We start from the raw sequence: 24,141 nt of genomic DNA, 5'->3' as shown, positions 1-24,141 counted from the left end.
GTCACTTTTTCTTTTCTAAAGTGATTGGCGTTTTCGCACTGATTTTCAACTGTTCTGTCAGAGCATCAATCCCTTTCTGGCGCAGGATATCTGCCCATTCATTCTGCTTGGTCGTGATCATGCTTACGCCTTCCGCAATCATGTCATAAGCCTGCCAGTAACCTGTTTTGCTATTTTTACGCCACTGAAAATCCAAGCGAACAGGCGGCTGACCATTTTCATCAGTAATAGTGACCCGGATAGCCACTATCGTCTTGCCCTCTAATGGCTGTTCTGGCGCAATCTGGTAGTTCTGGCCATGATACATCGCCAGAGCCTGACCATATGCCTGCTCTAAATAAGATTCAAAAGCCTTGAAATAGGCTTCGCGCTGTTCAGGCGTAGCCTGCCCGTAGTAAGTTCCAAGAACCAGTGCCCCTGCGTATTTTACCTGCACATAAGGCAATAATTCTTCACGCACAATCTGACGCAGAACTTCTGGGTTTGCCTGAATTTGAGGCTGATCATTCTTCAAACGGGTGAAAGTTTTTTCTGCTGCATCTTTCATCAATGCATAAGGGTTGGTTTGATCAACTGCGCTGGCCAATGGTGCAACCACCAGCAGCGCAACCATAAGTAATCGCTTAAACATAAATGCTATTTCTCCTAAGCCGTGGATTGCAGATTAATGTGCAGGTGCCGAATCAGATTTCGCCTGACCACTGTCACCGCTTTTATATAAGAACTGACCGATCAAATCTTCAAGTACCATTGCAGACTTGGTATCCTCAATACGATCTCCCCCTTTCAACATGGATACCCCCATATCAGGGTCATAAAAACCCACATTCATTGCAACATATTGCTCGCCCAATAGTCCTGATGTCCGAATAGAAAGCGAGCTGGTACTTGGAATATTGTCGTATTGAGTGAAAAGTTCCAGTTCAACCTGTGGAGTATAGGTTTTGTGATCGAGCCAGATTCGCTCTACACGACCAATCACAACTCCACCAATTTTTACTGGTGAACGCACTTTCAGTCCACCAATATTGTCAAATGCCGCAGATACGCGATAGGTTGTCTGGCTGCCAAATGACCGAACATCAGCTACTTTCAAACATAAAAAGACGATTGCAGCCAGTGCAATCAAGACAAAACACCCAACCCAAATTTCATTTTTCTTGTTTTGCATCGAATTAGTTCCCAAACATCAGTGCTGTCAGCACAAAATCCAAACCCAATACTGCCAAAGACGCATGAACTACTGTACGCGTCGTCGCCCTGCTGATCCCTTCTGATGTAGGGATAGCGTCATAACCATTGAACAATGCAATCCATGTGACCGTAATGGCAAAAGCTACGCTCTTAAGAAAACAGTTGAGCAAGTCTTTTTGCCAATCCACCGCCGATTGCATCGAAGACCAGAAAAAGCCGGCATCAATGCCTTTCCAATCCACGCCCACTATCGCGCCTCCGATGATTCCAACCGCGACAAAGATCAGCGACAGTAAAGGCATACTGATAAAACCAGCCCAAAAACGCGGAGCAATTACCCGACGCAGCGGATCAATCGCCATCATTTCCAAGCTGGAAATCTGCTCTGTGGCTTTCATCAAACCAATTTCTGCGGTCAACGCTGAACCCGCCCGACCCGCAAACAACAGTGCCGTGACGACTGGCCCCAATTCACGCAACAGTGACAGAGCCACCATCATGCCCAGACTGCCCTCAGCACTGAATGTCGTTAAAACCAGATAGCCCTGTAAACTCAGAACCATACCGATAAACAAGCCGGAAACCACGATAATCAGCAGTGACTGAACACCGACGCTATACAGCTGCTGACATAATAATTTCCATTGTTTGGCGAGTTCTGGCTTACCAATGATTGCACTGAAAAGCATAAAGCCGGCACGGCCGAATGAGGCTGCAACCTCGATCGCACGTTTACCCAGCGCAGCCAGTGCCCGTGTTAACATCAACATTCCATTATCCTAATAACTCAGTTTTGTAATCCCCCGCAGGGAAACGGAAAGGCACTGGCCCATCAGCAATGCCATCAAGGAATTGCCGTACCCGATGATCCTGATTCATTCTTAACTGCTCCGGTGTACCTTCTGCAATGACCGTCTTCTCAGCCACAATGTAAGCATAATCAGCAATACTCAATACTTCAGGTACATCGTGGGAAACTACAACACAGGTGACACCGAGCGCATGGTTAAGCTCATCAATTAATTTGACGAGAATGCCCATCGTAATGGGATCCTGACCAACAAAAGGTTCATCGAACATAATGAGATCGGGATCGAGTGCTATCGCTCTCGCCAATGCAGCGCGCCTAGCCATACCGCCAGACAATTCCGATGGCATCAAGTGCGCAGCACCACGCAGCCCAACAGCCTCCAGTTTCATCATCACCGTAGTGTGAATCAACGCTTCGGGCAATTGGGTATGCTCACGCAAAGGAAAGGCGACATTGTCAAAGACATTCAGATCCGTAAACAGCGCACCTGACTGAAATAACATGCTCATTTTCTTACGGGCAGCATAGAGACGTTGGCGGGACAATGCCGGAATATTATCGCCATCAAACCAGATCTCGCCGCGTTCAGGGCGGATCTGCCCACCAATCAGGCGTAGCAAGGTGGTTTTCCCTATGCCTGAAGGCCCCATGATGGCAGTCACTTTTCCTTTTGGAACGGTCAGATTAATATCAGAAAAAATCGGGCGTTGACCACGAGTGAAATACATGCCGCAGATCTCAATAAGATTTGCTGTTTGTTGACTCATTATTTGATAGCCCCTAACCGTTAATAAAACTTGTTTCTTACTGTTTTTAAATAATCAGTCATGCATACTACAAAAAAATTGCCAAATTTGCGTTAGCAAAGTTGTGACAAATTTTACTTTTTATCGCTTGACCGTCAGAATATATAAGTCTAGCTGAATAAACATTTCATGTTTAAAAATCAACCATTATTAGCATCATGTTCGGAATAAATTTTATTTAAGGAACACCCCATGTTTCTGACTATTGCTCTGTTCATTACCGGGTTGATTTTACTGGTGTATGGATCTGATAGATTAGTATATGGTGCTGCGGTTTTTGCCCGCTCACTGAAAATACCCCCCTATATCGTCGGATTGACAGTTATGGGAATCGGCACTTCACTGCCAGAGTTGATGGTATCTATCACAGCAGCTCAAGATGGGCTACCGAACATAGCTGTAGGCAATGCCATTGGTTCCAATATTACCAATCTGCTACTGATTACTGGCGCTGCGTCACTCATTCGACCGATCACAGTGAAATCAGATATCCTGAGGCGGGAATTGCCGCTGATGTTGCTGATTACTGCATTTGTAGGCTATATTCTGGCAGACAGCTACCTGAACCGCCTGGACGGTATCGTCCTGTTACTTACCGCCTTGTTTTTTATCGTCATAATGATCAAAATGACAACAGTTTCCCAAGATGATGGTCTAGACAGCTATATGCAGGAACGAGATGCAGAATTACCTGTCGAAGGCAACAAAGGCATCGCACTTCTCTGGGTTGTTTTAGGATTGATTATCCTCCCCATTTCTACCCGCATGGTGATTGACAATGCGGCTGTGATTGCACGTATTTATAGCATCAGTGAGCTGATTATTGGCCTGACAATTCTGGCGGTAGGCACCAGCCTGCCTGAACTGGCTACTTCAATTGCTGCGGCCATTAAAGGCGAGAATGATATGGCGATGGGCAATATCATCGGCTCAAATGTTTTCAACATCACTCTGGTATTGGGTATCCCCGGTATACTTTCACCCGGCGTTATTTCACCTCAGGCCTTTTCCCGGGACTTCTGGGTCATGATGGCTGCCAGTGTGTTATTCACGATATTCTGTCTGGGGAGAAAGCATCGATTGAACCGATTAAACGGCATCCTGTTACTGGGCTGTTTTATCGCTTATTTTTTCGTACTTTTTGTTTCTAATTATTACGGTACTGATTAATTGCCGATGACGTGGGAAGTAGAAATGTCTAAGATAGATTTTCAACAATCAGGTAAAAAAGTATTACAGGTCGAACTCGACGGATTGGCAGAACTGGAACAATATATTAATGAAGATTTCAGCCGAGCCTGTGAGTTGATGTTTGGTTGTGAAGGAAAAATCATTGTCATGGGGATGGGAAAATCCGGTCATATTGGACGAAAAATTGCCGCCACATTTGCCAGTACTGGCACGCCCTCTTTCTTTGTCCACCCCGGTGAAGCCAGCCACGGTGATCTCGGTATGGTGACATCAAAAGACATCGTGCTGACAATCTCCAATTCCGGTGAATCCAATGAAATCGTTGCCTTGATCCCCGTCCTCAAACGGCAAAAAGTTCCGCTTATCTGTATGACAAACAACCCAAACAGTAGCATGGGGAAAGCTGCCGATATCCATCTGTGCATCAAAACACCACAGGAAGCCTGCCCGCTTGGATTAGCGCCCACCACTAGCACGACAGCAACACTTGTTATGGGAGATGCTCTGGCCGTTGCGCTCTTACAAGCTCGAGGTTTTACCGCTGAAGACTTTGCCCTTTCCCATCCGGGTGGCACGCTGGGACGCAAACTTCTGTTACTGACCAGTGACTTAATGACCATCGGTGATGATATTCCCCGTGTTCCTTATACCGCGACACTACGTGAAGCCTTGGTTGAAATCACCCGCAAGAAACTGGGAATGACCGTCATCTGCGATGACGATATGCAGATCAAAGGAATTTTCACTGACGGGGATTTGCGCCGTGTTTTCGATATGGGAATCGATTTAAACCATGCAAACATCTCTGATGTTATGACTATCGGCGGTGTCCGCATCAAGCCCCATACACTGGCCGTTGATGCCCTGAACCTGATGCAGTCACGCCACATCACGTCCTTGCTGGTCACTGACGGTGACAAATTGCTCGGCGTACTGCATATGCACGACCTCTTACAGGCGGGTGTAGTATAAGGTCGGTATATACCCAACAGAGAAAGATGAAGGGTAGAGTATGTATAAAGCACAGGTAATGGTATAAGCAGCTGTGGTATAAACCTTAAGAGAATTCCTGAATGAGTCAGAAAACGTATCTGGACACCTGTTATGGCCCGGTCAACGAAGAAATTATCGAAAGAGCCAGTAAAATCCGTCTACTGATTTGTGATGTTGATGGTGTGATGTCAGATGGCCTGATATATATGGGCAACCAGGGTGAAGAACTGAAAGCCTTTAACGTTCGTGATGGTTACGGCATCCGTTGTCTGATTACCTCAGGCATTGAAGTCGCCATCATTACTGGCCGTAAAGCTAAGTTGCTGGAAGATCGCGCAGAAACACTGGGTATTACACATCTTTACCAAGGACAGAGCGATAAGGTTTTGGCGTATCAGGAACTGTTAGATAAACTAACGTTACAGCCAGAACAGGTCGCTTATATTGGTGATGATCTTATCGACTGGCCTGTAATGGCACAAGTTGGGTTATCTGTTGCGGTTTCTGATGCCCATCCACTGCTGCTGCCAAGAGCAGATTATGTGACTCAGATTGCAGGTGGCCGTGGTGCAGTCAGGGAGCTTTGTGATTTGGTACTTTTCGCTCAGAATAAGCTGGAAGGTGCCAAAGGGTTATCAATATAAGACTAAAATTGAAAAGAGAATGAGCAGAATTCAATCCTGGCTGATCGGAACACTGGCATTGATCGCGCTTGCGCTGATTGGCTGGAATTTATCCAATTTAAACGAAAACGCCTCATCACCAATTGTGGATGATGGGTATCCCACTTATCAAACACAGGAAGCCACTTCTTTTGTCTATGATCCCGAGGGCAAGCTGGCTTACAAACTGGTGGCAGATGATGTACAGAACTATACGGAAAGCAAACTGACTTGGTTTACTAAACCCATATTGACAACCTTTGCCTCCAATAGCACTTCCGAAACACCGACATGGACAGTACGCGCAAATAAAGCAAAGCTGACCAACGATAAAATGCTCTATCTGTACGGCGATGTCCAGCTGGATAGCCTGACCGATGCCTCACAACTGCAACGGATCACAACAGAAAATGCGACCGTCAATCTGGTGTCTCAAGATATCTTATCCGACGACCAAGTCACTCTGATTGGTGTCGGCCTGAAATCTGTTGGCATGAAAATGCGTGGCAATCTGCGAAACAAAACTGCTGAATTGATTGAAAAGGTGACGACTCACTATGAGATCCCAAATGAACAACCTAATCCGTAATACCGTTATTGCCAGTACCCTGTTTGCAGTCAGCCTGCCCGTACTGGCATTGAAAGAAGATACGAAACAGCCCATTACCCTTAATTCTGACAGGCAATCTTTGGATTTAACGGGGAACGTAGCCACATTTACGGATAATGTCAGCGTAAAACAAGGCTCAATCGACATTCATGCGGATAAAGTCGTCGTCACTCGCCCAGAAGGGGATGCGAAAAAAACGGTTATTGAAGCCTACGGTAATCCGGCGACTTTCTATCAGTTACAAGATGACGGCAAACCCATCAAAGGGCATGCCTCAAAAATGCGCTATGAGATGGATAAAGAGCTGATGACGCTGACAGGTAATGCCTATCTTGAACAACTCGACAGTAACATCAAAGGCGATAAAATCACCTATCTGGTGCCAACACAGCAAATGGAAGCCTTTAGTGATAAAGGTAAACGTGTTACTACCGTCCTGTTGCCTTCCCAGCTACAGGAAAAAGGCATCAGTGTTAACAACAAGAGTAAATAACGACGTATGGCAATTTTAAACGCAGAAAATCTGGCAAAGGCTTATAAGGGTCGCAGGGTCGTTGAGGACGTCAGTCTGACCGTCAAATCAGGCGAAATCGTGGGTTTGCTTGGCCCCAATGGGGCAGGTAAAACCACGACCTTCTACATGGTGGTCGGCATTGTGCCACGTGATACTGGCACCATTACTATTGATGATGAAGACATCAGCCTGCTGCCTCTGCATGAACGCGCCCGCCGGGGAATAGGCTATTTGCCACAAGAACCTTCCATTTTCCGTCGTCTGAGCGTATTTGACAATTTGATGGCAGTCTTGGAGATCCGCAAGGATATCACGCAAGAGCAACGAAAAGAGCGGGCAGAAGAATTAATGGAAGAGTTTCATATTTCCCATCTGCGTGACAATCTGGGACAGTCACTTTCCGGTGGTGAACGCCGTCGTGTGGAAATTGCCCGTGCTCTGGCCGCCAACCCGAAATTCATTCTGCTGGATGAACCTTTTGCTGGCGTCGATCCCATCTCCGTACTCGATATCAAAAAGATCATTCAACATCTGCGGGACTATGGGCTGGGAGTTCTGATTACAGACCACAATGTCCGTGAAACACTGGATGTCTGCGAACGCGCCTATATCGTCAGCCAAGGCCAGTTGATTGCCCACGGCTCACCGGAAGATATTCTCAACAATGAGCAGGTCAAACGCGTTTATCTGGGTGAGGGTTTCCGTCTTTAATCCTGATTCTGTCAGGCGTCATTCAGGAGAAATTCCAGAGAAATTCAGGAGAAAGTGGTAATGCTATGAAGCAAAGTTTGCAACTCAGGCTCAGTCAGCAACTGGCGATGACGCCACAACTCCAGCAAGCTATCCGTTTGTTGCAACTTTCTACGCTTGAACTTCAACAAGAGATCCAGCAGGCTTTGGAAGCTAACCCACTGCTTGAACAGGATGATCCTCATGAGGAAATCGACAGTCAGGAATCTCCTGATGCGGTAACTGAGGTGATGGATACCCGCGAAGCGCTTGAACAGAAGAATATACCGGAAGAACTGCCATTGGATGCCAGTTGGGATGAAATTTACACGGCTGGCACTCCTTCGGGGACAAACAGCGATTACAGTGCTGAGGATTTTCCCGTTTATCAGGGTGAAACCACTCAGACACTGCAAGACTATCTGATGTGGCAGGCAGGGTTGACACCGTTTACTGAAACGGATTCTGCCATCGCCACCTCCATCATTGATGCGATTGATGATTCAGGCTATCTGACAGTTTCAATCGAAGAGATCCTTGCCAGCATTGGCGATAATGAGCTGACGCTAGAAGAAGTGGAAATCGTACTCAAACGCATACAGCATTTCGATCCGATTGGTATCGCCGCCCGCGATTTGCGTGAATGCCTGCTTATTCAACTTTCGATGCTGCCGACAAAAACACCTTATCTGAACGAAGCCAAACTGGTTGTCAGCAAATACCTTGAGCTATTGGGCAATCGAGACTTTCGTAATGTGTTACGTCAGAGCAAATTAAAGGAAAATGCCCTGAAAGAAGCCATCGATATTATTCAATCATTGGAACCCAAACCCGGATTAGTGGTCAATGCAGGTGAATCCGAGTATGTTATTCCTGATGTGCTTGCTCATAAAGAGAATGAAAGCTGGCAAGTCAAACTGAATACCGATAGCATCCCCCGTCTGCGCATCAATCAACACTACGCAGCATTGGGGCAACAGGCCCATAGTGAAAGCGACAGTCTGTTCATTCGCAATAATCTGCAAGAGGCCAAATGGCTGATAAAAAGCCTCGAAAGCCGTAATGACACGTTATTGAAAGTTGCCAGTTGCATTGTTGAACGGCAACAAGATTTTTTTGAATATGGTGCAGAGCACATGAAACCGCTAGTACTGGCAGATATCGCCTATCAGGTTGAAATGCACGAATCCACCATTTCCCGTGTGACAACACAGAAATATCTGTATAGCCCACGGGGCATTTTTGAATTGAAATATTTTTTCTCCAGCCATGTCAATACCGATAGCGGAGGTGAAGCCTCTTCTACTGCGATACGGGCACTGGTGAAAAAATTGGTCGCGGCAGAAAACCCGGCCAAGCCACTGAGTGACAGCAAATTGACCAGCATTCTGGCCGAACAGGGCATTCAAGTCGCGCGTCGAACTGTCGCAAAATATAGAGAGTCGTTATCCATCCCGCCTTCAAACCAACGCAAAAAACTGGTTTGAACCACACAGAGAAGGAAAACACTATGCAACTCAATGTCACAGGCCACAATATTGAAATCACTGATGCATTACGCAACATTGTGAATACAAAATACGGCAAACTGGATCAATATTTCGATAAAATTAACCTCATTCAGGTCATACTCCGAGTGGAGAAAGTGCAGAAAATCGCTGAAGCCACGGTGTATGTCAATGGAGGTGAGTTGCATGCAAGCTCAGAGCATGAAGACATGTATGCGGCGATTGATGCACTGGCAGATAAGCTGGCACGTCAATTGACCAAACACAAAAGTAAGTTGAGACAACATTAACAGCTTTCTGGCAACGGGGCTGTCATAAACTCATCACTGTTCTACTTACATACCCAATAGATTCAGGTGAAAGGTATAAACAGTGCATCAATACCGGATGCCTCCAGTCAGGCATCCGGTATTACAGGCCCTAAGTGATTAAAGAAATGAACAACGAAACAGATTTACCACTAAGTTCGGTACTTTCGCCCGAATGTACACGCAACAACGTACCTTGTTCGAGTAAAAAGCGCGCCTTAGAGATTATCAGTGAACTGGCATCAAAACAGCTTGGATTACCGGAAAATGCCGTATTCGAGGCTATTCTTTCCCGCGAAAAAGTGGGCACCACAGGTATCGGCAACGGGATTGCCATTCCTCACGGCAAACTGGATAAAGAGTGTTCACATAATGCCGTTGGCGTGTTTCTGAATCTGGAACAGCCTATTGCCTTCGATGCCATCGATAATCAACCTGTTGACTTGCTGTTTGCTTTATTGGTGCCGTCTGACCAGTGTCAGACCCATTTACATTCACTATCATTGATTGCAAAGCGTCTTGCAGATAAGAATCTCTGCCGCCGTCTGCGTTCAGCACAAAGTGACGAAGAGCTATATAAAATCATAACTGAATAAATAGCGATTAGAATTATTGGAAAGCAACAAAACAGCAGCGGTTTATTAGAACCGCTGAGATATTAAAGGGGAGTCATCTTATGGTGCTGATGATAGTCAGCGGTCGTTCCGGCTCCGGTAAATCCGTTGCCCTGCGTGCGCTGGAAGATATGGGATTCTATTGTGTCGATAACCTGCCGGTGGTCTTACTGCCGGAACTGGCAGGCACATTAGCTGAACGCGGTATTTCAGCGGCGGTCAGCATAGACGTGAGAAATATGCCGGAGTCGCCAGAAATTTTCGAAGAAGCTCTGACGAAACTGCCGGACACGTTCTCGCCACAATTACTGTTTCTTGATGCGGATCGCAACACCCTGATCCGCCGCTACAGTGACACACGTCGCCTGCATCCACTATCAAGCAAAAATCTGTCGCTGGAAAGCGCTATTGATCAAGAAAGTGACCTGCTGGAACCCCTGCGTTCACGGGCAGATTTGATCATCGACACCTCTGAAATGTCCGTGCATGAATTGGCAGAAATGCTCAGAACGCGTCTACTGGGCAAACGCGAACGCGAACTGACGATGGTGTTTGAGTCTTTCGGCTTTAAGCATGGTATTCCGATTGATGCCGATTATGTTTTCGATGTGCGTTTCCTGCCAAACCCACACTGGGATCCTAAACTGCGGCCAATGACCGGTTTAGATCGCCCTGTGGCTGCCTTTTTGGATCGCCACACAGAAGTACACAATTTTATTTACCAGACCCGCAGCTATCTTGAACTCTGGCTGCCGATGCTCGAAACCAATAACCGCAGCTATCTCACCGTGGCAATTGGTTGTACGGGGGGTAAACACCGTTCCGTCTACGTCGCTGAACAATTAGCGGACTACTTCCGTTCCCGTGGCAAAAACGTGCAATCACGTCACCGCACACTGGAAAAACGTAAATAATACAATAATGGCAGAGCATGACAGTCAAAAAGCAGCTTGAAATTAAAAATCGGCTTGGTATGCATGCCCGACCTGCAATGAAATTGCATGACCTTGTGCAGCAGTTTCAATCGCAGGTCATTCTGCGCAACAGCAGCAATATTCAAGCCGAAGCCCACAGTGTGATTGCCATGCTTATGCTGGATTCCGAACAAGGCAGTTACATTGAAGTTGAGGCGACCGGGTCGGATGAGCAGCAGGCACTGGCCGCCATTATTGAGTTATTTAATGCCGGATTTGATGAAGAATAAACATTTCCCTACTCTTTCCTGCCTTTTCCTTCCTTTTAAACACTGAATCATCTCACTATAAGATGCCGTTTCTTAAGCTAAATATCGTTTTTTCTCAGTTCCTGCCATTTACGACTATATATCGTTCAAATAATACCACTGTCTAATAAATAATTATCAGTATTCAACAATGGATATCAAGGGTGAAAATTAACCCATAATCACGCCATATTCCTCTCATTATTCCTTCTGTCTGTCATCATCCATAGAAGATCATTAATATTTTAAAGTATAAATTTAGCTTATAGTATTGCCTATTTACAAATAGTATTCCTATTACAATCAAAGTTCCCCAAATAAAATTTAACTATATGAAATTAATTAATAAAAAATTTATCATTACGGGGTATTTACACACGGATCATTTTTTCAGTTCAAATATTAAACCGGAGATTACTTCATGCGTTTTAATAAAACTACACTGGCATTTCTTCTTGGCGTGACCCTGTGCCAAGGCACTGCTCAAGCCGCCCCTACGCTTTCTTTAGACAATACTCAGGCAGAACACGTTGCGGCTACCAACAACGCTTGGGTTGAAATCAACACGACGACTTTCGAAAATAATATCCACACACTGCAAAGTAAACTGACGAAAGACACCAAAGTGTGTGTAGTTCTGAAAGGTGATGCCTACGGTCATGGTATCGATTTACTGATGCCATCTGTCATCAAGACAGGCATGCCTTGTGTAGGAATTACCAGCAATGAAGAAGCTCGCATCGTGCGTGAAAGCGGCTTCAAAGGGCAATTGATGCGCATCCGTGCAGCGGCTGTGACTGAAATTGAGAGTACGCTGGGCTATGACATGGAAGAAATGGTCGGCGATCTAGAACATGCTAAAACTATTGATGCTCTTGCCAAAAAACACGGCAAAGCAATCCGTGTCCATTTAGTTCTGAACACGGGTCGCATGAGCCGTAACGGGCTGGAAATGAAAACTGAGCAGGGTAAACAAGAAGCGCTGAAAATTGCTCAATTGCCTAACCTGAAGCTGGTCGGCATGATGAGCCATTATGCCCTCAAAGATCTGGATGCGATCCGCGAAGGCGTGAACGATTTCAAAGAACAAACGGCTTGGTTGATCAAAACCGCCAATCTGAAAAGAAACGAGATCATTCTGCACGCTTCGAGCTCTTATGCGTCAATTCGCGTACCTGAAGCACAATTCGACATGGTGCGTGTCGGCAGTGCACTGTACGGCATCCTGAACCCTGAATATCCAGAATTCAAGCCGCTGATTCAGGTAAAAACCCGCGTTGCTTCTGTTAAACCCTATCCTAAAGGTAATGGTGTCAGCTACGACAACACCTACATCCTGAAACGTGATTCCAAACTGGCTAACCTGCCGATAGGTTTCTCTGACGGTTTCAGTTCCAGTCTGTCCAACAAAGCGTTTGTTCTGATCAACGGTCACCGCGCACCTGTTGTCGGCCTCGTTTCCATGAATACCGTCATGGTCGATGTAACTGATTTGCCTGATGTGAAGAGCGGTGATGAAGTGGTCATTTTCGGTAAACAAGGCAAAGAAGAAATTACCCAATCTGACATTCAAAAATGGGGCGGAATGCATATTGTTGAATTCTCTTCCATCTGGGGAGAAACCAACCCAAGGATCACCATTACAGGCGCATAATCCACGGCTCAAAATGATATCGGGCTGTTCTTCCATTTTGTGTGGATTAGCCCTGTTCCATTAACAGCACAAAACAGTTCGTGATCATGATCTCTTTATTTTCACGTCAGAACAGCCTAATATCAATTTTATTACTTTGAAAATAACACCCCCCTCCTTGTGATGCGGGGTGTTATTTTGTATTGAGCCTAATTTGGAGCGTGGTATGAAAAAACCAAAAATTATTATTAACGAACTCGATGCGGAACGTTTAGATTTGCTGTTGGAACAACCCGCCTTTGCCAATACCCACATTGCAGAGGCGCTGAATTCGGAGTTGGATCGAGCTGAAATTGTGCCTCCGGTCGAAATTCCGCCGGATGTTGTCACAATGAACAGTGAAATTCGTTTTATTGATTTGGGCAGCAATGAAGAGCGTGTACGCACTCTTGTGTATCCAGCGTCTCTACAGGATAGTACCAAGCACCTGTCTGTCATGGCACCTTTAGGGGCTGCTCTTTTGGGCCTGCGGGTGAATGATGAGATAACCTGGCAACTACCAAACAGTGAAAAAACCCGGATCAAAGTATTAGAAATTATTTATCAGCCCGAAGCCGCAGGTGAATATCATCGCTAGCTCACAGCCAGTCCAGTAAAATCCAAACTGGCTGTTGTTGATTGAGTATCCCTATTGACCGGCGATACTCATTTCCGGCAGCAATACCGAACCACACTGAATATTACTGCGTGTTTCGATATCATCACCGACGGTCACCATATTCGCCCACATATCTTTCAAATTGCCTGCAATGGTGATTTCACTGACTGGATACTGGATCTCGCCATTTTCAACCCAGAAACCGGATGCACCACGAGAATAATCGCCGGTAACCGCACTGACACCTTGCCCCATCAGTTCAGTAACAATCAGCCCCGTTCCCATTTCACGCAACAAAGCTGCAAAATCCTGTCCTTGACCCGCAATGCGCCAGTTATGAATACCACCTGCATGCCCCGTATTCACCATGCCCAGTTTACGGGCTGAATAGGAAGTCAGCAGCCACGTCTGCAACACACCCTCTTTGATAATATCACGCGGTGCAGTACGTACCCCTTCACTGTCAAAAGGTGTTGAAGCCAGACCTCTGAGCAAATGCGGCTGCTCTTCAATCGTCAGCCACGAAGGTAAAATCTGCTTGCCCAAGCTATCCAGCAGGAAAGAAGATTTGCGATAAATGCTGCTGCCGCTGATCGCCCCGACCAGGTGACCGAACAGTCCTGTGGCCACTTCCGCAGAGAAAATGACAGGTGCTTTCATGGTCGGTAACTTACGTGCGCCCAGACGAGAAAGAGTACGGCGAGCACACTCCTGCCCAACCCATTCCGGTGATTGCAATTCATCAAAACGGCGGCTGACGGTATAAGCATAATCACGTTCCATATTGCCATCTTGTTCAGCAATCACACAGCTAGACAGAGAATGGCGGCTTGAGCAGTAGCTTTGCAGCATACCGTGACTATTGCCAAATATCCGGATACCATAATGGCTGCTAAAACTGCCGCCTTCGGTATTGGTGATACGTTGATCTGCCTGCAATGAGGCTTGTTCAGCACGGGCAGCCAACTCAATGGCGATATCCGTATCCAAATCAGCCGGGTGGAAGAGATCCAAATCCGGCGCTGCGAATGCCAGTAGATCTTTATCCGCCGGGCCTGCATAAGGATCAGGTGATGTATAGCGGGCGATATCAATCGCGGCCTGCACGGTGCGGGCTATTGCCTCTGGGCTGAGATCGGTTGAAGAAGCGCTGCCTTTGCGCTGCTGATGATAAACAGTGATCCCCAGCGCACCATCGCTGTTAAACTCAACATTTTCGACTTCACTGAAACGGGTGCTGACGCTAATCCCCGTCGTTTTATTGACCGCGACTTCCGCAGCATCAGAACCGGTCTTCGCTAATTCGAGAGCGTGGGAGACCGCATCTTCCAATTGCTTGCGCTGTTCTGCGATATATTGATTAGTGACTATCATTAATTAACCGTAATCCAATGAACTAAAGAGATAATTTATCAGAAAAAGCGCCTCACATTCGTCCACAACGTCAATGCCGAGTGGTAATCAGGCAATTTTCCCAGTTACAATACACAATATTAGGATGTTAACACCCACCGGACGATTGGTCATGTTCCAAAATGCACCTTATCCGGCCTTTTTGGAAGGAAAAAAATTATGGTAAAGCAGCCTGAAGATTGGCTTGACAATTATCCTGCTGAAGAGGAAGACGATGAGATAATCTGGGTCAGTAAAAGTGAAATTAAGCGAGATTCTGAAGCACTGAAAAAGCTGGGAATGGAGCTGGTTGAACTGAGTAAAAACGCACTGGAACGCATTCCGCTGGATGACGACCTGCTGGCAGCCATTGAGTTGGCACAGAGAATCAAGCGTGAAGGCCGTCGCCGCCAGTTGCAGTTAATTGGCAAAATGTTGCGTTCCCGCGATCCGGAACCGATTACTATTGCACTGGATAAACTGAATAACCGTCACAACCAGCAGGTAGTGCTGTTCCACAAGCTGGAAGAATTACGTGACAAACTGCTCGAAGATTCAGATGGCGCTCTGGCAGAAGTGGTTGCATTATATCCACATCTGGATCGCCAGCAACTGCGGACGATGGTTCGCAACGCCAAAAAAGAGAAGGCGGCTAATAAGCCACCAAAATCCTACCGTCAGATTTTCCAGTATCTGAAAGATCTGTCTGAATCAGCTTAACGTGTTCCCACCGCCATTTCTTTAAGAACTGGCGGTATTTTCTTTCCTCTCCGCCATTTCATCTTCATCACCTCTATGAAGTCACAAAACCAAGCATCTATATTCATGGTTAGTTGCATTCAATTTATTTATGTTAAAAATCTAATAAAATAATAAAATAATAAAATAATAAAATAATAAAATAATAAAATAATAAAATAATAAAATAATAAACATATTGAATAATGTTTATTTATAAATATAAATATAAATATAAATATAAATATAAATATAAAAAGATAGATGGGTAAAAACTATTTAATATCAAAAATATAAATATACCCGTCGTCATTGAAGATGCTTGATTTTTCATTTGTATCAGATCATGATTGCGCCCATGAAAATTAATCTAACAGATGCCCAAAAAGACGCCCTCGAATTGATGCATGATACGACTCGCGATGGACGAGTACGTGACCGCATCAAGGCCGTGCTTTTGGCCTCAGAAGGCTGGACTGCCCAGATGATTGCTCAGGCTTTGCGGATCCATGAAAGTACGGTGAGCCGCCATCTGAAAGATTACTTCTCTGAGGAAAAACTCGCCCCTGAAAATGGGGGCTCTGAAAGCCGTTTGTCTGCCGAACAAACAACAGAATTAGTTGAGTATCTGATGGCAAATTTGATGCACACTACCGCACAAATTGTGGCCTATGTTCGGGCACGATGGCAGGTGACTTTCACTGTCGCAGGAATGACGAAATGGCTTCACCGTCAAGGTTTCAGCTACAAGAAGCCAATGGGTGCTCCGCATAAATTTGATGCGGATAAACAGCAACAGTTTATTGAAACCTACAACGCGCTGAAAGAAGAATGTGGCCAGAATGCGCCTATTTTATTTATTGATGCGGTTCACCCGACCCTGTCCACAAAATTAAGTTATGGCTGGATGAAGAGCGGGCGGAAGCACGTCAAAGTGGTTGAAACCACAGGCAGTCGTACTCGACTCAACATCATGGGTGCCCTTAATTTACAACGGATTGAAGAGACTATTGTTCGTGAATATCCGACGATTAACGCGAAAAATGTCGTCCTTTTTTTCGGCTCAATCCGGGAAACCTATCCACTTTCGCAAAAAATCCACATTATTCTGGATGGTGCGGGTTATCACCGTTCCGGAGTCGTCCAATTTTTTGCCGAGGTTTTGAATATTGAGTTGCACTACCTGCCGCCTTACAGCCCTAATCTCAACCCGATTGAGCGATTATGGAAGTATGTGAATGAGCAGGTACGAAACAATGTCTATTTTCCGGATACCAAAACATTCCGTGAAACGCTGCGCCACTTTTTTCATGTCACATTGCCAGAAAAAGCGAAAGAACTCACCACTCGGTTGACTGATAACTTCCAGATTTTAAAACCCGCATCTTCAAGTTAATTGCGTATACATCTGATGTTTTTATCATTTTAATGATAATTTAAAAAACATTTTTCCACTTGATAACATATTTTCGTCTTCTCTATAAAAACAGGTTATACGATTTTCTTTGCTCAATAAGAAGTAGAACAGAGCACCTGAGGGATTCCTCAGGTGCTCACGATCATATAACAGAAAAACCAAATTCACGAACAAGAAAGGAAAATTCACCCTACGATGTTAAACTGCAATTCCCCTTCCAATTCTTCTTCGGCTTCTTCAAACAGTAAAACTAAAGCCGCAAAATACACTCGTTTTTGCGACGAAAAGTGGATAAAACTAATCTCAACCGGCAACCCAATGCCCCCCGTTACCGCATCCCACAGGGCGTCCAAGTTTGCACCAAAATGATCACCAATATCGAAACTCTCCTTAAATTCGCAATAGAAGGTTTCTACGTCAGGGATACGGTCAAAATCAAATTCCACTTTTTTCATATCATCACTCCAATTTTTTAAACGTGTTGTAATGATCCACTGTCAGATAGATCAGGCCATCATTAGAATAGAGCAATCTATCACTGCCTCGGTGCCCACAGCTATAATTCACATCCGCTTCAAACCACTGGCGATCACGTTTTTTCGGTAGCTTATTTTCACGATTGGAAAACCGATCTCCGCCAATCGCCGTATTCGGCGAGACTTGGCATAAATTGCCTTTACGGGCATCCCAACCAAGATTACGTGCCTGTGCCTTCGTGAGGTAATAATCGGGAAGTCTGCTATTGTTATGTTCGCGGAGATACTGCGCAACACGTTTCGGTTTAGTCAGAACGCCAATCGGTTCAGAAGATACGCTCTCCAATACCTCTGTATTTTGCTGTGATTTTTCTGCGCCAACCGACTCAGAGCCTTGGGCAAAAGTGATAGATACAAAAGCCAAAATCAATAAGATACCTGCTAGTATGCTCTTTTTCATAATGACCTCACGTTTAGTTTATTATTATATCACTCAACAAATTATCAAGCGGTTCCCCCCACGGTCAGATTATCCAGTTTCAATGTTGGCTGCCCGACACCCACTGGTACACTCTGTCCTTCTTTACCACACACTCCGACACCCTTATCAAGAGCCAAATCATTACCAACCATCGATATTTTTTGCATAGCTTCAATGCCTGAACCAATCAGTGTGGCACCTTTCACCGGTTTGGTAATTTTGCCGTTTTCAATCAAATAAGCTTCCGATGTTGAGAATACAAATTTTCCGGAAGTGATATCCACCTGACCACCACCGAAATTCGGTGCATACAGACCACTATCAACACTGGCGATAATTTCTTCCGGTGTAGATTTTCCCGCCAACATATAAGTGTTGGTCATTCGCGGCATCGGCAGGTGTGCATAGGATTCACGGCGACCGTTACCGGTCGGAGCCACACCCATCAAGCGCGCATTAAGCTTGTCCTGCATGTAACCTTTCAGAATGCCGTTTTCAATCAGTACATTGTACTGCCCCGGTACGCCCTCATCATCAACAGATAATGAACCACGACGCCCTTCGATCGTGCCATCATCGACCACGGTACACAGTTCAGAGGCAACTTGCTCCCCGATCTGGCCGGAGAAGACCGAAGTACCACGACGGTTAAAATCGCCTTCCAAACCGTGACCCACTGCTTCATGCAGTAAAACACCCGGCCAGCCAGCGCCCAGTACGACGGGCATTGTGCCCGCAGGAGCCGCAACAGCAGAAAGGTTGACCAGTGCCATACGAACCGCTTCACGGGCAAACTGTTCTGCCAGAACCTCTCCGTCAGCCGTTTGCAGGAAGTATTCGTAGCCATAACGCGCCCCTCCTCCGCTGGAACCATGTTCACGCTTGCCATCTTCTTCAACCAGTACGCTGACAGAGAGACGTACTAATGGGCGAATATCTGCGGCCAACGTACCATCAGTCGCCGCGACCAGCATTTGTTCATAAACCCCTGTCAGGCTGGCATTCACTTCCTGTACACGGGGATCTTCAGCACGCGCAATCTGATCAACCCGGTGTAGCAAGGCAATTTTTTCTTCCCGGCTCATACTCTGCAAGGGGTCTATTGCTGGGTACAGCCCTTTATGTGTCACCGCCCCCAATGTACGCACGGTACCATTACCCGCTTCCCGTACGATACTGCGTGCTGCCTGAGCACTTTGTTGCAAGGCATTCAGCGTGATTTGATCCGCATAGGCAAAGCCGGTTTTTTCTCCACTGATCGCTCGAACTCCTACACCTTGATCGATATTATAGGAGCCATCCTTAATAATGCGGTCTTCCAAAATCCATGCTTCGTGGTAGCTAGATTGAAAGTAGAGATCGGCGTAATCCAGACGGCGCTCTGCCAATTGTCCCAATACAGAAAATAAATCCTGGTGATTCAGGTTATTAGCAGCCAGTAAATAGTCACTGACAAAAGTTAAACTCATAGTAATTACTCTTTTACCTTAATTTGTATTCTTTTTTATCAAAGAAGTCAGTTGTGGACGGAATCGATTATGTTTCGCGACTTTGATCTGCTCACGCATGTGAGTCAAACTATCCCGCCGGATGTTGAGCTGTAATGCACTGACGGTCAGAGGATTTTTCTTGATAACTTCCCCCCAGCCACTCACCGCCATTGAATGCCCCCATGTTCTGCGAGTACCATGCACCCCAACCTGTGCGGGTGCCAGAATGATGCACTGGTTCTCGATTGCCCGTGCTCTCAGGAGAGGTTCCCAGTGTGCCTTACCTGTCAGACGGGTGAAAGCAGCAGGAACAGATATCAATTCCGCCCCCTGTTCACGCAGTGCCTGAAACAGTCCAGGAAAGCGCAGATCATAGCAGATAGCCATCCCCAAACGGCCAACAGGCGTATCGACAACGGTAATGTGCTCCCCGGGCTGATAAACAGAGGATTCACTGTAGGCACCATGTTCATCGTTGATATTGACATCAAACATGTGGATTTTGTCATAGCGTGCACGGATTTCCCCTTGATCATCAAACAACAGGCTGCTGCTCGTGATGCGAGTCGGATCTTCCCGGCTGATCATCGGCATTGAACCAATCAGCAACCAGACACCATAACGCTGTGCTATTTCACTCACAGCCTGCTGTAATGGGCCACTTCCCTGTTCTTCTGCATACTTGCGATAGGTATCAGCGTCTGCAAACAGTAACGCATTTTCCGGGGTCAGAACCAATTTTACCGTATCCGGCAGTTGTTTAATCTGCTGTTCAACTTGCGCTAAATTATGTTTGATGTTCGCACCACTGCATAATTGTAAAAGTGCAACATTGACGTTTTTCATGACCCTTTATTCTCCTTAAGCTGACGTAAAACTTCATCAATTTTAGGTTGTTCGAAGCTCCCCGTGAGCCGGTAGCGAATGACCGATATTTTACTCCACAGAGGTCCCAACACTTTTGTCGCTGCAAAAACAGCAGCACCTGCCACAGGATTAACCGCAAAAGCCGTCGCCACACCAACCGTTGTCGAGATTTCCGGTGTAATCACCAACTCCATATTGATTTGTCGACGAACCAAGTCTGTCTGACCTTCTGCATCGATGTCCGCCGCCAGCCCATCAATATGGAAGTTTTCGGTATACATGACGCCATTTTTTATCGTTGTGTCACCACGAATGGAATCAAAGTTGAAATCATTACTGAATGTGTCACTGAAATCCAATTGTAATTTACGCAGCAATGAATCAAAACTGATCAGTCTTAATAATTGCCCCGCCCGGCCACCACCCAATTTGGCTATAGCGCCTTTTTTCGTCTCACCCGTCAGTGTACCATTTAACGTTTTAATCTCAGGATTCCACGGAGTCCCCCGCCAACCCAGATCGAAATCAAATTTAAACGGCGCATCGACTATTGGGACAATAAACCCCAGATAAGCCGCCATCTCATCGAATCTTTGTCCCGATAATTGCCCTTTGACCTGAGTATAATTTCCAATATCGTTTTCCCCCCAGCGCCCAGACAATGTCAATTTACCTGCACGGTTCTCCAGTCGTCCATTTGTCAAAACCAGTGAATCACCTTCCGGCATCACCGTTCCGGATACTTTGCCGAGTTTCAGCCCGGCAACCCAGCACTCTGCACACTTAACATTCAGTGACGGCCAATGGCGCAAGCCGTATTTTTTGGCCTCTGAGGTGTCTGACGTTAACGTATTGGAGCCAGCCGATGAATCTTCAGGAAATTGCGGATCATAATAAAGGTAATCGATTGAGGCTTGCCACGGCTCATGACGGTAAATCAACAGATTACCTTTGAGCTTTTCTCCCGTCGCGCTGACCTTCATGCCATCGGCCTGTTGAACAATATTGAAGACGAGTTGATTCCAGCGCTGACCGCCAATCTTCAGTGACGGCATGGAAATTTCGAACATTTTCGGCCATAACAGGCCATCATTTTCTGATGAGCCAGACATCAATGGCGCTATCAGCGGCAACCACTTTTCGCCATCAATCTCAGGCAGATTTAACGCCAGCAGCGGCTTCTCGGGTAGTATGGGGATGCCATTACCCTCGCTATTTATAATACCGCGTTGCAGTCGGGCATGCGTTTTTCCCAATTGCCATTGGGTATTGAACGCATATTGTTTTCCCAGTGAACCTTTAATCTGCATTTGGTTCGTGTTCCCCTCAGCAAGAACATCAATACCCTGCCATTCCCGTAGCAACCCGGTGTCCAATGCAGCCAATTTACTGTTGATATGTGACAAATCTGCATTGATCGAAACACGGTATTTCACGCCATTTTGTTGCTGTTTAGTGTGTGAAGATGTGTTTTGTGCAGGTATAGCGATGTTCACTTTCCCCTGCCAATCCAACGTTCCTGATAGTTGACGGCGAATTTCGGCGGGAACTTCCGGTAATTTCCCGGCAGCCCACTGCGCATTCAGATCTACATCCACCTGATAATGTTTCGGTAAATCCTGCGTGGTAAACCGTAGGGACAGAGGATGTCCCAACCACTGAGCGGATAATGTATCACTTTGCAGTTTGCCATTATCAAAGCGAAATTTCCCACTCACATGTTCCATTTTGCTATCCAATGGCTTGATGAACAGTGTGGTATCTTGCAATACGACCTCTCCACTCGCATTGACTTTGCCATCCTCTAAGGGAATATCCAGATGGAGCTTACCATCAACTTTGCCATCGAGTTGCAACTCATCCAGCGTACTGCCGATAGACTCCGCCAATGGGCTGTGTTTAAAATAATCGTGGATATTTTTACCACTCCCCGATAATTTGCCATCAATCAAGAGCTTATTTTTTCCATAATCGGGGATCACAGCGGTCAGTTGAGTGGCATCGACTTTTCCCAACTTCGCTTTCGGTACCTGCATCCACAATCCGTTATTTTGGAAATTCAGATCGATATCAAAATCAAACAAGGCAGGCCAGTCAGGTTGATATTGAAAGGTTGCATGGCGCAAAGGAACCCAAACCTGAAATTGGCCATTGTTCTGCTTAAACGGGAAATCGTGGGGATTGCCTTGAAAGAGCAGAGTGGCATTCTCGATCTTTCCTTTAATCAGGGAGTGGGTCAAATAGTCCGCCAATGATGCTCCCATCAGTGACCTGGGAAAATAACGCCATGCCTCTCCCGCATCATCAACACGAATTCCAGCGAGCATTTCCAGCACAGGCGGCTCATTCTTGGGTAACAAATAGTTAAAAGCCCCATTGAACCATAATGATTTGGCCTGTAAATCCAGATCCCGCCCCCACACTTTCAACCCATGACGGTCATTTCTCCAGGTAAAATGACCTTTACTACTCGTAATGTCGAATGGTGTCTGAAACAAGCTACGATAATCAACGGTACTGTTTTTCAGCTCAAATTTCAGATTTCCCCACTGCTTACTGCCACTCAGCGTTCCACTGAAATGGTTGACAGAAGGCAGATCCTGCCAGCGTAACCAGCTAACATCCTGCCATTTGATGGCAATTCCCATTGAGCTATCCGGTAATTCAGGCGTAATATCAAGGGCAAAGTGGTTGAGTATTCCTTTCAGCTGCCGATGCTGCCAACCTTTGACAACATTCGGGGTTACAGAAGAGAATAATGGCAATATTCCATTTAGACGTTCAAGTTGAATATTTTCAGCACGGAGACGCCAGTGATCTTTTCCTTGGTATTTGTCCGCCTGCATGACATACAGTGCCGCAATACGTCCTACTGGCCACTGCTGACCATTGGTTTTCAGATTTGCCAGATTTGGGATATTAAACAGCCAGCCTTCTCCCTGCCGGCACATTTGCAGAATGAGGTCATTGACCGCAAGCTGGTGTTTTTCACTACCAACATACCAGTTGGCTTCTCCCTGCTTCAGTTGCAGACGCCCGCTGTCAATTCTTCCCCCTTTCAGGGTAATCCAGCTCGCCAGACTGAAACGGCTGCTTTCCAGCCCTGTGTTATCTCTTAACCAACGGCTTAACCACAACCGCATATCAATATCATCAGCCTGTAAATAAATAACCCCATTATCCAGAACCCCATTAATATCTTTCAGGTCAAATTTCACCTGAACAACGCCTTCCTGACCATTAATCGAAGAAAGATTGACGCTTCCCTGTGCTCGATGGCGATCGTCTTTATTCAGCCATGTCAGTTGTGGCAGTATCAGTTGTGCTTTTTCACCTGATGGCGTCTGGAAGGTCAAGCGGCTGTCATACAAATCAAAATGATTCAGTTGTTCAAGAACAAAGGAAGAGAGGCTGTCTGGCTCAGAAAGTAGATTTTCATTTTTCCCGCTAGACAGGGGCTTAACATAATTGACTTCCAGTTGATAAAAAGACAAGTCACGGAAATGCCAGCGCCATTGTAAAAGCGAACGCCAGACATTCAGGGAAAGCGTTACCTTTTTAGCCTGAAAACTCGCATCCTTTGTTTTGGCGCTGATATCACGGATTTCCAAACTGGGGCCAAATGACTCCCAATGGCCGTTGATATAACCTATATGGATAGGTATATCCGTCACGGCAGCAATTTTTTCCGCCACTTGCTGACGATAATCATTGATATGTGGCAGGAAAAAACGTAACCCGCTGACAAGCAAAGCCACAATGATAACGACTATTGCGGCTGTCGCTAATAATATCCCCGGCAGTCGCCTCACGCATTTCTCCTTGGT

Annotated in this window: 25 protein-coding genes; 15 read left to right on the top strand and 10 right to left on the bottom strand. The window is 46.0% G+C overall.

Features of this window, described 5'->3' with window-relative positions:
- Nucleotide 1: 1 nt before the first annotated feature.
- From mlaC to mlaF, 4 genes are read right to left on the bottom strand one after another with little or no spacing between them, the layout of a single operon-like run.
- A complete protein-coding gene (mlaC, locus tag XBJ1_RS16335; RefSeq protein WP_012990136.1) occupies nucleotides 2-631 on the bottom strand; it encodes a phospholipid-binding protein MlaC in 630 nt (209 codons plus the stop codon).
- A gap of 33 nt (nucleotides 632-664) precedes the next feature.
- Nucleotides 665-1,171, bottom strand: a complete 507-nt coding sequence (mlaD, locus tag XBJ1_RS16330; protein ID WP_012990135.1) for an outer membrane lipid asymmetry maintenance protein MlaD — start codon at nucleotides 1,169-1,171, stop codon at nucleotides 665-667.
- Between the two features lie 4 nt (nucleotides 1,172-1,175).
- Entirely contained in the window at nucleotides 1,176-1,958 is a 783-nt protein-coding gene (gene mlaE / locus XBJ1_RS16325; protein ID WP_038199395.1) for a lipid asymmetry maintenance ABC transporter permease subunit MlaE, read from the bottom strand.
- 10 nt (nucleotides 1,959-1,968) lie between these two features.
- Nucleotides 1,969-2,772: a phospholipid ABC transporter ATP-binding protein MlaF gene (mlaF, locus tag XBJ1_RS16320; RefSeq protein ID WP_012990133.1), complete on the bottom strand. Its 804-nt coding sequence runs from the start codon at nucleotides 2,770-2,772 to the stop codon at nucleotides 1,969-1,971.
- 231 nt (nucleotides 2,773-3,003) lie between these two features.
- Here mlaF and XBJ1_RS16315 point away from each other — a divergent pair, with 231 nt between their 5' ends.
- The 13 genes from XBJ1_RS16315 (at nucleotide 3,004) to rnk (ending at nucleotide 13,432) form a co-directional block, all read left to right on the top strand.
- Entirely contained in the window at nucleotides 3,004-3,981 is a 978-nt protein-coding gene (locus tag XBJ1_RS16315) for a calcium/sodium antiporter (RefSeq protein WP_012990132.1), read from the top strand.
- A gap of 24 nt (nucleotides 3,982-4,005) precedes the next feature.
- Nucleotides 4,006-4,974, top strand: a complete 969-nt coding sequence (kdsD, locus tag XBJ1_RS16310; RefSeq protein ID WP_038199377.1) for an arabinose-5-phosphate isomerase KdsD — start codon at nucleotides 4,006-4,008, stop codon at nucleotides 4,972-4,974.
- 101 nt (nucleotides 4,975-5,075) lie between these two features.
- Nucleotides 5,076-5,639, top strand: coding sequence for a 3-deoxy-manno-octulosonate-8-phosphatase KdsC (kdsC, locus tag XBJ1_RS16305; RefSeq protein WP_012990130.1), 564 nt, complete (start codon nucleotides 5,076-5,078; stop codon nucleotides 5,637-5,639).
- Between the two features lie 19 nt (nucleotides 5,640-5,658).
- Nucleotides 5,659-6,246, top strand: a complete 588-nt coding sequence (gene lptC, locus XBJ1_RS16300; RefSeq protein ID WP_012990129.1) for an LPS export ABC transporter periplasmic protein LptC — start codon at nucleotides 5,659-5,661, stop codon at nucleotides 6,244-6,246.
- On the top strand, nucleotides 6,227-6,760 hold the full coding sequence (lptA, locus tag XBJ1_RS16295) for a lipopolysaccharide ABC transporter substrate-binding protein LptA (RefSeq protein ID WP_012990128.1): 534 nt from the start codon (nucleotides 6,227-6,229) through the stop codon (nucleotides 6,758-6,760). Before lptC ends, lptA begins: the two co-directional genes overlap by 20 nt.
- A gap of 6 nt (nucleotides 6,761-6,766) precedes the next feature.
- Nucleotides 6,767-7,492: an LPS export ABC transporter ATP-binding protein gene (gene lptB / locus XBJ1_RS16290; RefSeq protein ID WP_012990127.1), complete on the top strand. Its 726-nt coding sequence runs from the start codon at nucleotides 6,767-6,769 to the stop codon at nucleotides 7,490-7,492.
- A 65-nt stretch (nucleotides 7,493-7,557) separates the two neighbouring features.
- Complete coding sequence (gene rpoN, locus XBJ1_RS16285) at nucleotides 7,558-8,997, top strand: RNA polymerase factor sigma-54 (protein WP_012990126.1); 1,440 nt, start codon at nucleotides 7,558-7,560, stop codon at nucleotides 8,995-8,997.
- Nucleotides 8,998-9,020: 23 nt separating this feature from the next.
- Nucleotides 9,021-9,308 (top strand): ribosome hibernation promoting factor, encoded by a 288-nt coding sequence (gene hpf / locus XBJ1_RS16280; protein ID WP_012990125.1) that lies wholly within the window; start codon nucleotides 9,021-9,023, stop codon nucleotides 9,306-9,308.
- A 146-nt stretch (nucleotides 9,309-9,454) separates the two neighbouring features.
- Nucleotides 9,455-9,922 carry a PTS IIA-like nitrogen regulatory protein PtsN gene (gene ptsN, locus XBJ1_RS16275; protein WP_012990124.1) on the top strand — a complete coding sequence of 156 codons (468 nt, stop codon included), beginning with the start codon at nucleotides 9,455-9,457 and terminating at the stop codon, nucleotides 9,920-9,922.
- Nucleotides 9,923-10,002: 80 nt separating this feature from the next.
- Entirely contained in the window at nucleotides 10,003-10,854 is an 852-nt protein-coding gene (rapZ, locus tag XBJ1_RS16270) for an RNase adapter RapZ (protein WP_012990123.1), read from the top strand.
- Nucleotides 10,855-10,871: 17 nt separating this feature from the next.
- A complete protein-coding gene (npr, locus tag XBJ1_RS16265) occupies nucleotides 10,872-11,144 on the top strand; it encodes a PTS phosphocarrier protein NPr (protein WP_012990122.1) in 273 nt (90 codons plus the stop codon).
- A gap of 439 nt (nucleotides 11,145-11,583) precedes the next feature.
- Nucleotides 11,584-12,816 carry an alanine racemase gene (gene alr / locus XBJ1_RS16260; protein ID WP_012990120.1) on the top strand — a complete coding sequence of 411 codons (1,233 nt, stop codon included), beginning with the start codon at nucleotides 11,584-11,586 and terminating at the stop codon, nucleotides 12,814-12,816.
- A 205-nt stretch (nucleotides 12,817-13,021) separates the two neighbouring features.
- On the top strand, nucleotides 13,022-13,432 hold the full coding sequence (gene rnk, locus XBJ1_RS16255) for a nucleoside diphosphate kinase regulator (protein WP_012990119.1): 411 nt from the start codon (nucleotides 13,022-13,024) through the stop codon (nucleotides 13,430-13,432).
- Nucleotides 13,433-13,483: 51 nt separating this feature from the next.
- Here the strand turns inward: rnk and pmbA are convergent, their stop codons facing one another.
- Nucleotides 13,484-14,827: a metalloprotease PmbA gene (gene pmbA / locus XBJ1_RS16250; protein ID WP_012990118.1), complete on the bottom strand. Its 1,344-nt coding sequence runs from the start codon at nucleotides 14,825-14,827 to the stop codon at nucleotides 13,484-13,486.
- A 198-nt stretch (nucleotides 14,828-15,025) separates the two neighbouring features.
- On the opposite strand from pmbA, the gene yjgA reads away from it, so the two are divergent.
- Entirely contained in the window at nucleotides 15,026-15,565 is a 540-nt protein-coding gene (gene yjgA / locus XBJ1_RS16245) for a ribosome biogenesis factor YjgA (RefSeq protein ID WP_012990117.1), read from the top strand.
- Between the two features lie 376 nt (nucleotides 15,566-15,941).
- Complete coding sequence (locus XBJ1_RS16240) at nucleotides 15,942-16,979, top strand: IS630 family transposase (protein ID WP_041573280.1); 1,038 nt, start codon at nucleotides 15,942-15,944, stop codon at nucleotides 16,977-16,979.
- A 206-nt stretch (nucleotides 16,980-17,185) separates the two neighbouring features.
- On the opposite strand, the gene XBJ1_RS16235 is transcribed toward XBJ1_RS16240, so the two are convergent.
- From XBJ1_RS16235 to yhdP, 5 genes are read right to left on the bottom strand one after another with little or no spacing between them, the layout of a single operon-like run.
- On the bottom strand, nucleotides 17,186-17,455 hold the full coding sequence (locus XBJ1_RS16235; RefSeq protein ID WP_012990116.1) for a barstar family protein: 270 nt from the start codon (nucleotides 17,453-17,455) through the stop codon (nucleotides 17,186-17,188).
- 4 nt (nucleotides 17,456-17,459) lie between these two features.
- Nucleotides 17,460-17,936, bottom strand: a complete 477-nt coding sequence (locus XBJ1_RS16230; protein WP_012990115.1) for a ribonuclease domain-containing protein — start codon at nucleotides 17,934-17,936, stop codon at nucleotides 17,460-17,462.
- Nucleotides 17,937-17,980: 44 nt separating this feature from the next.
- On the bottom strand, nucleotides 17,981-19,426 hold the full coding sequence (gene tldD / locus XBJ1_RS16225; RefSeq protein ID WP_012990114.1) for a metalloprotease TldD: 1,446 nt from the start codon (nucleotides 19,424-19,426) through the stop codon (nucleotides 17,981-17,983).
- An 18-nt stretch (nucleotides 19,427-19,444) separates the two neighbouring features.
- The gene (gene nit1, locus XBJ1_RS16220; protein WP_012990113.1) at nucleotides 19,445-20,293 is read right to left on the bottom strand and encodes a deaminated glutathione amidase; all 849 of its coding nucleotides are present in this window, start codon (nucleotides 20,291-20,293) and stop codon (nucleotides 19,445-19,447) included.
- Nucleotides 20,290-24,126 (bottom strand): AsmA2 domain-containing protein YhdP, encoded by a 3,837-nt coding sequence (yhdP, locus tag XBJ1_RS16215; RefSeq protein WP_012990112.1) that lies wholly within the window; start codon nucleotides 24,124-24,126, stop codon nucleotides 20,290-20,292. Before yhdP ends, nit1 begins: the two co-directional genes overlap by 4 nt.
- Nucleotides 24,127-24,141: the final 15 nt, after the last annotated feature.

Source organism: Xenorhabdus bovienii SS-2004 (genome assembly GCF_000027225.1).
GTDB classification, from domain to species: Bacteria; Pseudomonadota; Gammaproteobacteria; order Enterobacterales; family Enterobacteriaceae; genus Xenorhabdus; species Xenorhabdus bovienii_C.
The sequence above is the reverse complement of the archived record's forward strand: the minus strand, read 5'-3'. Positions and strand labels throughout refer to the sequence as shown.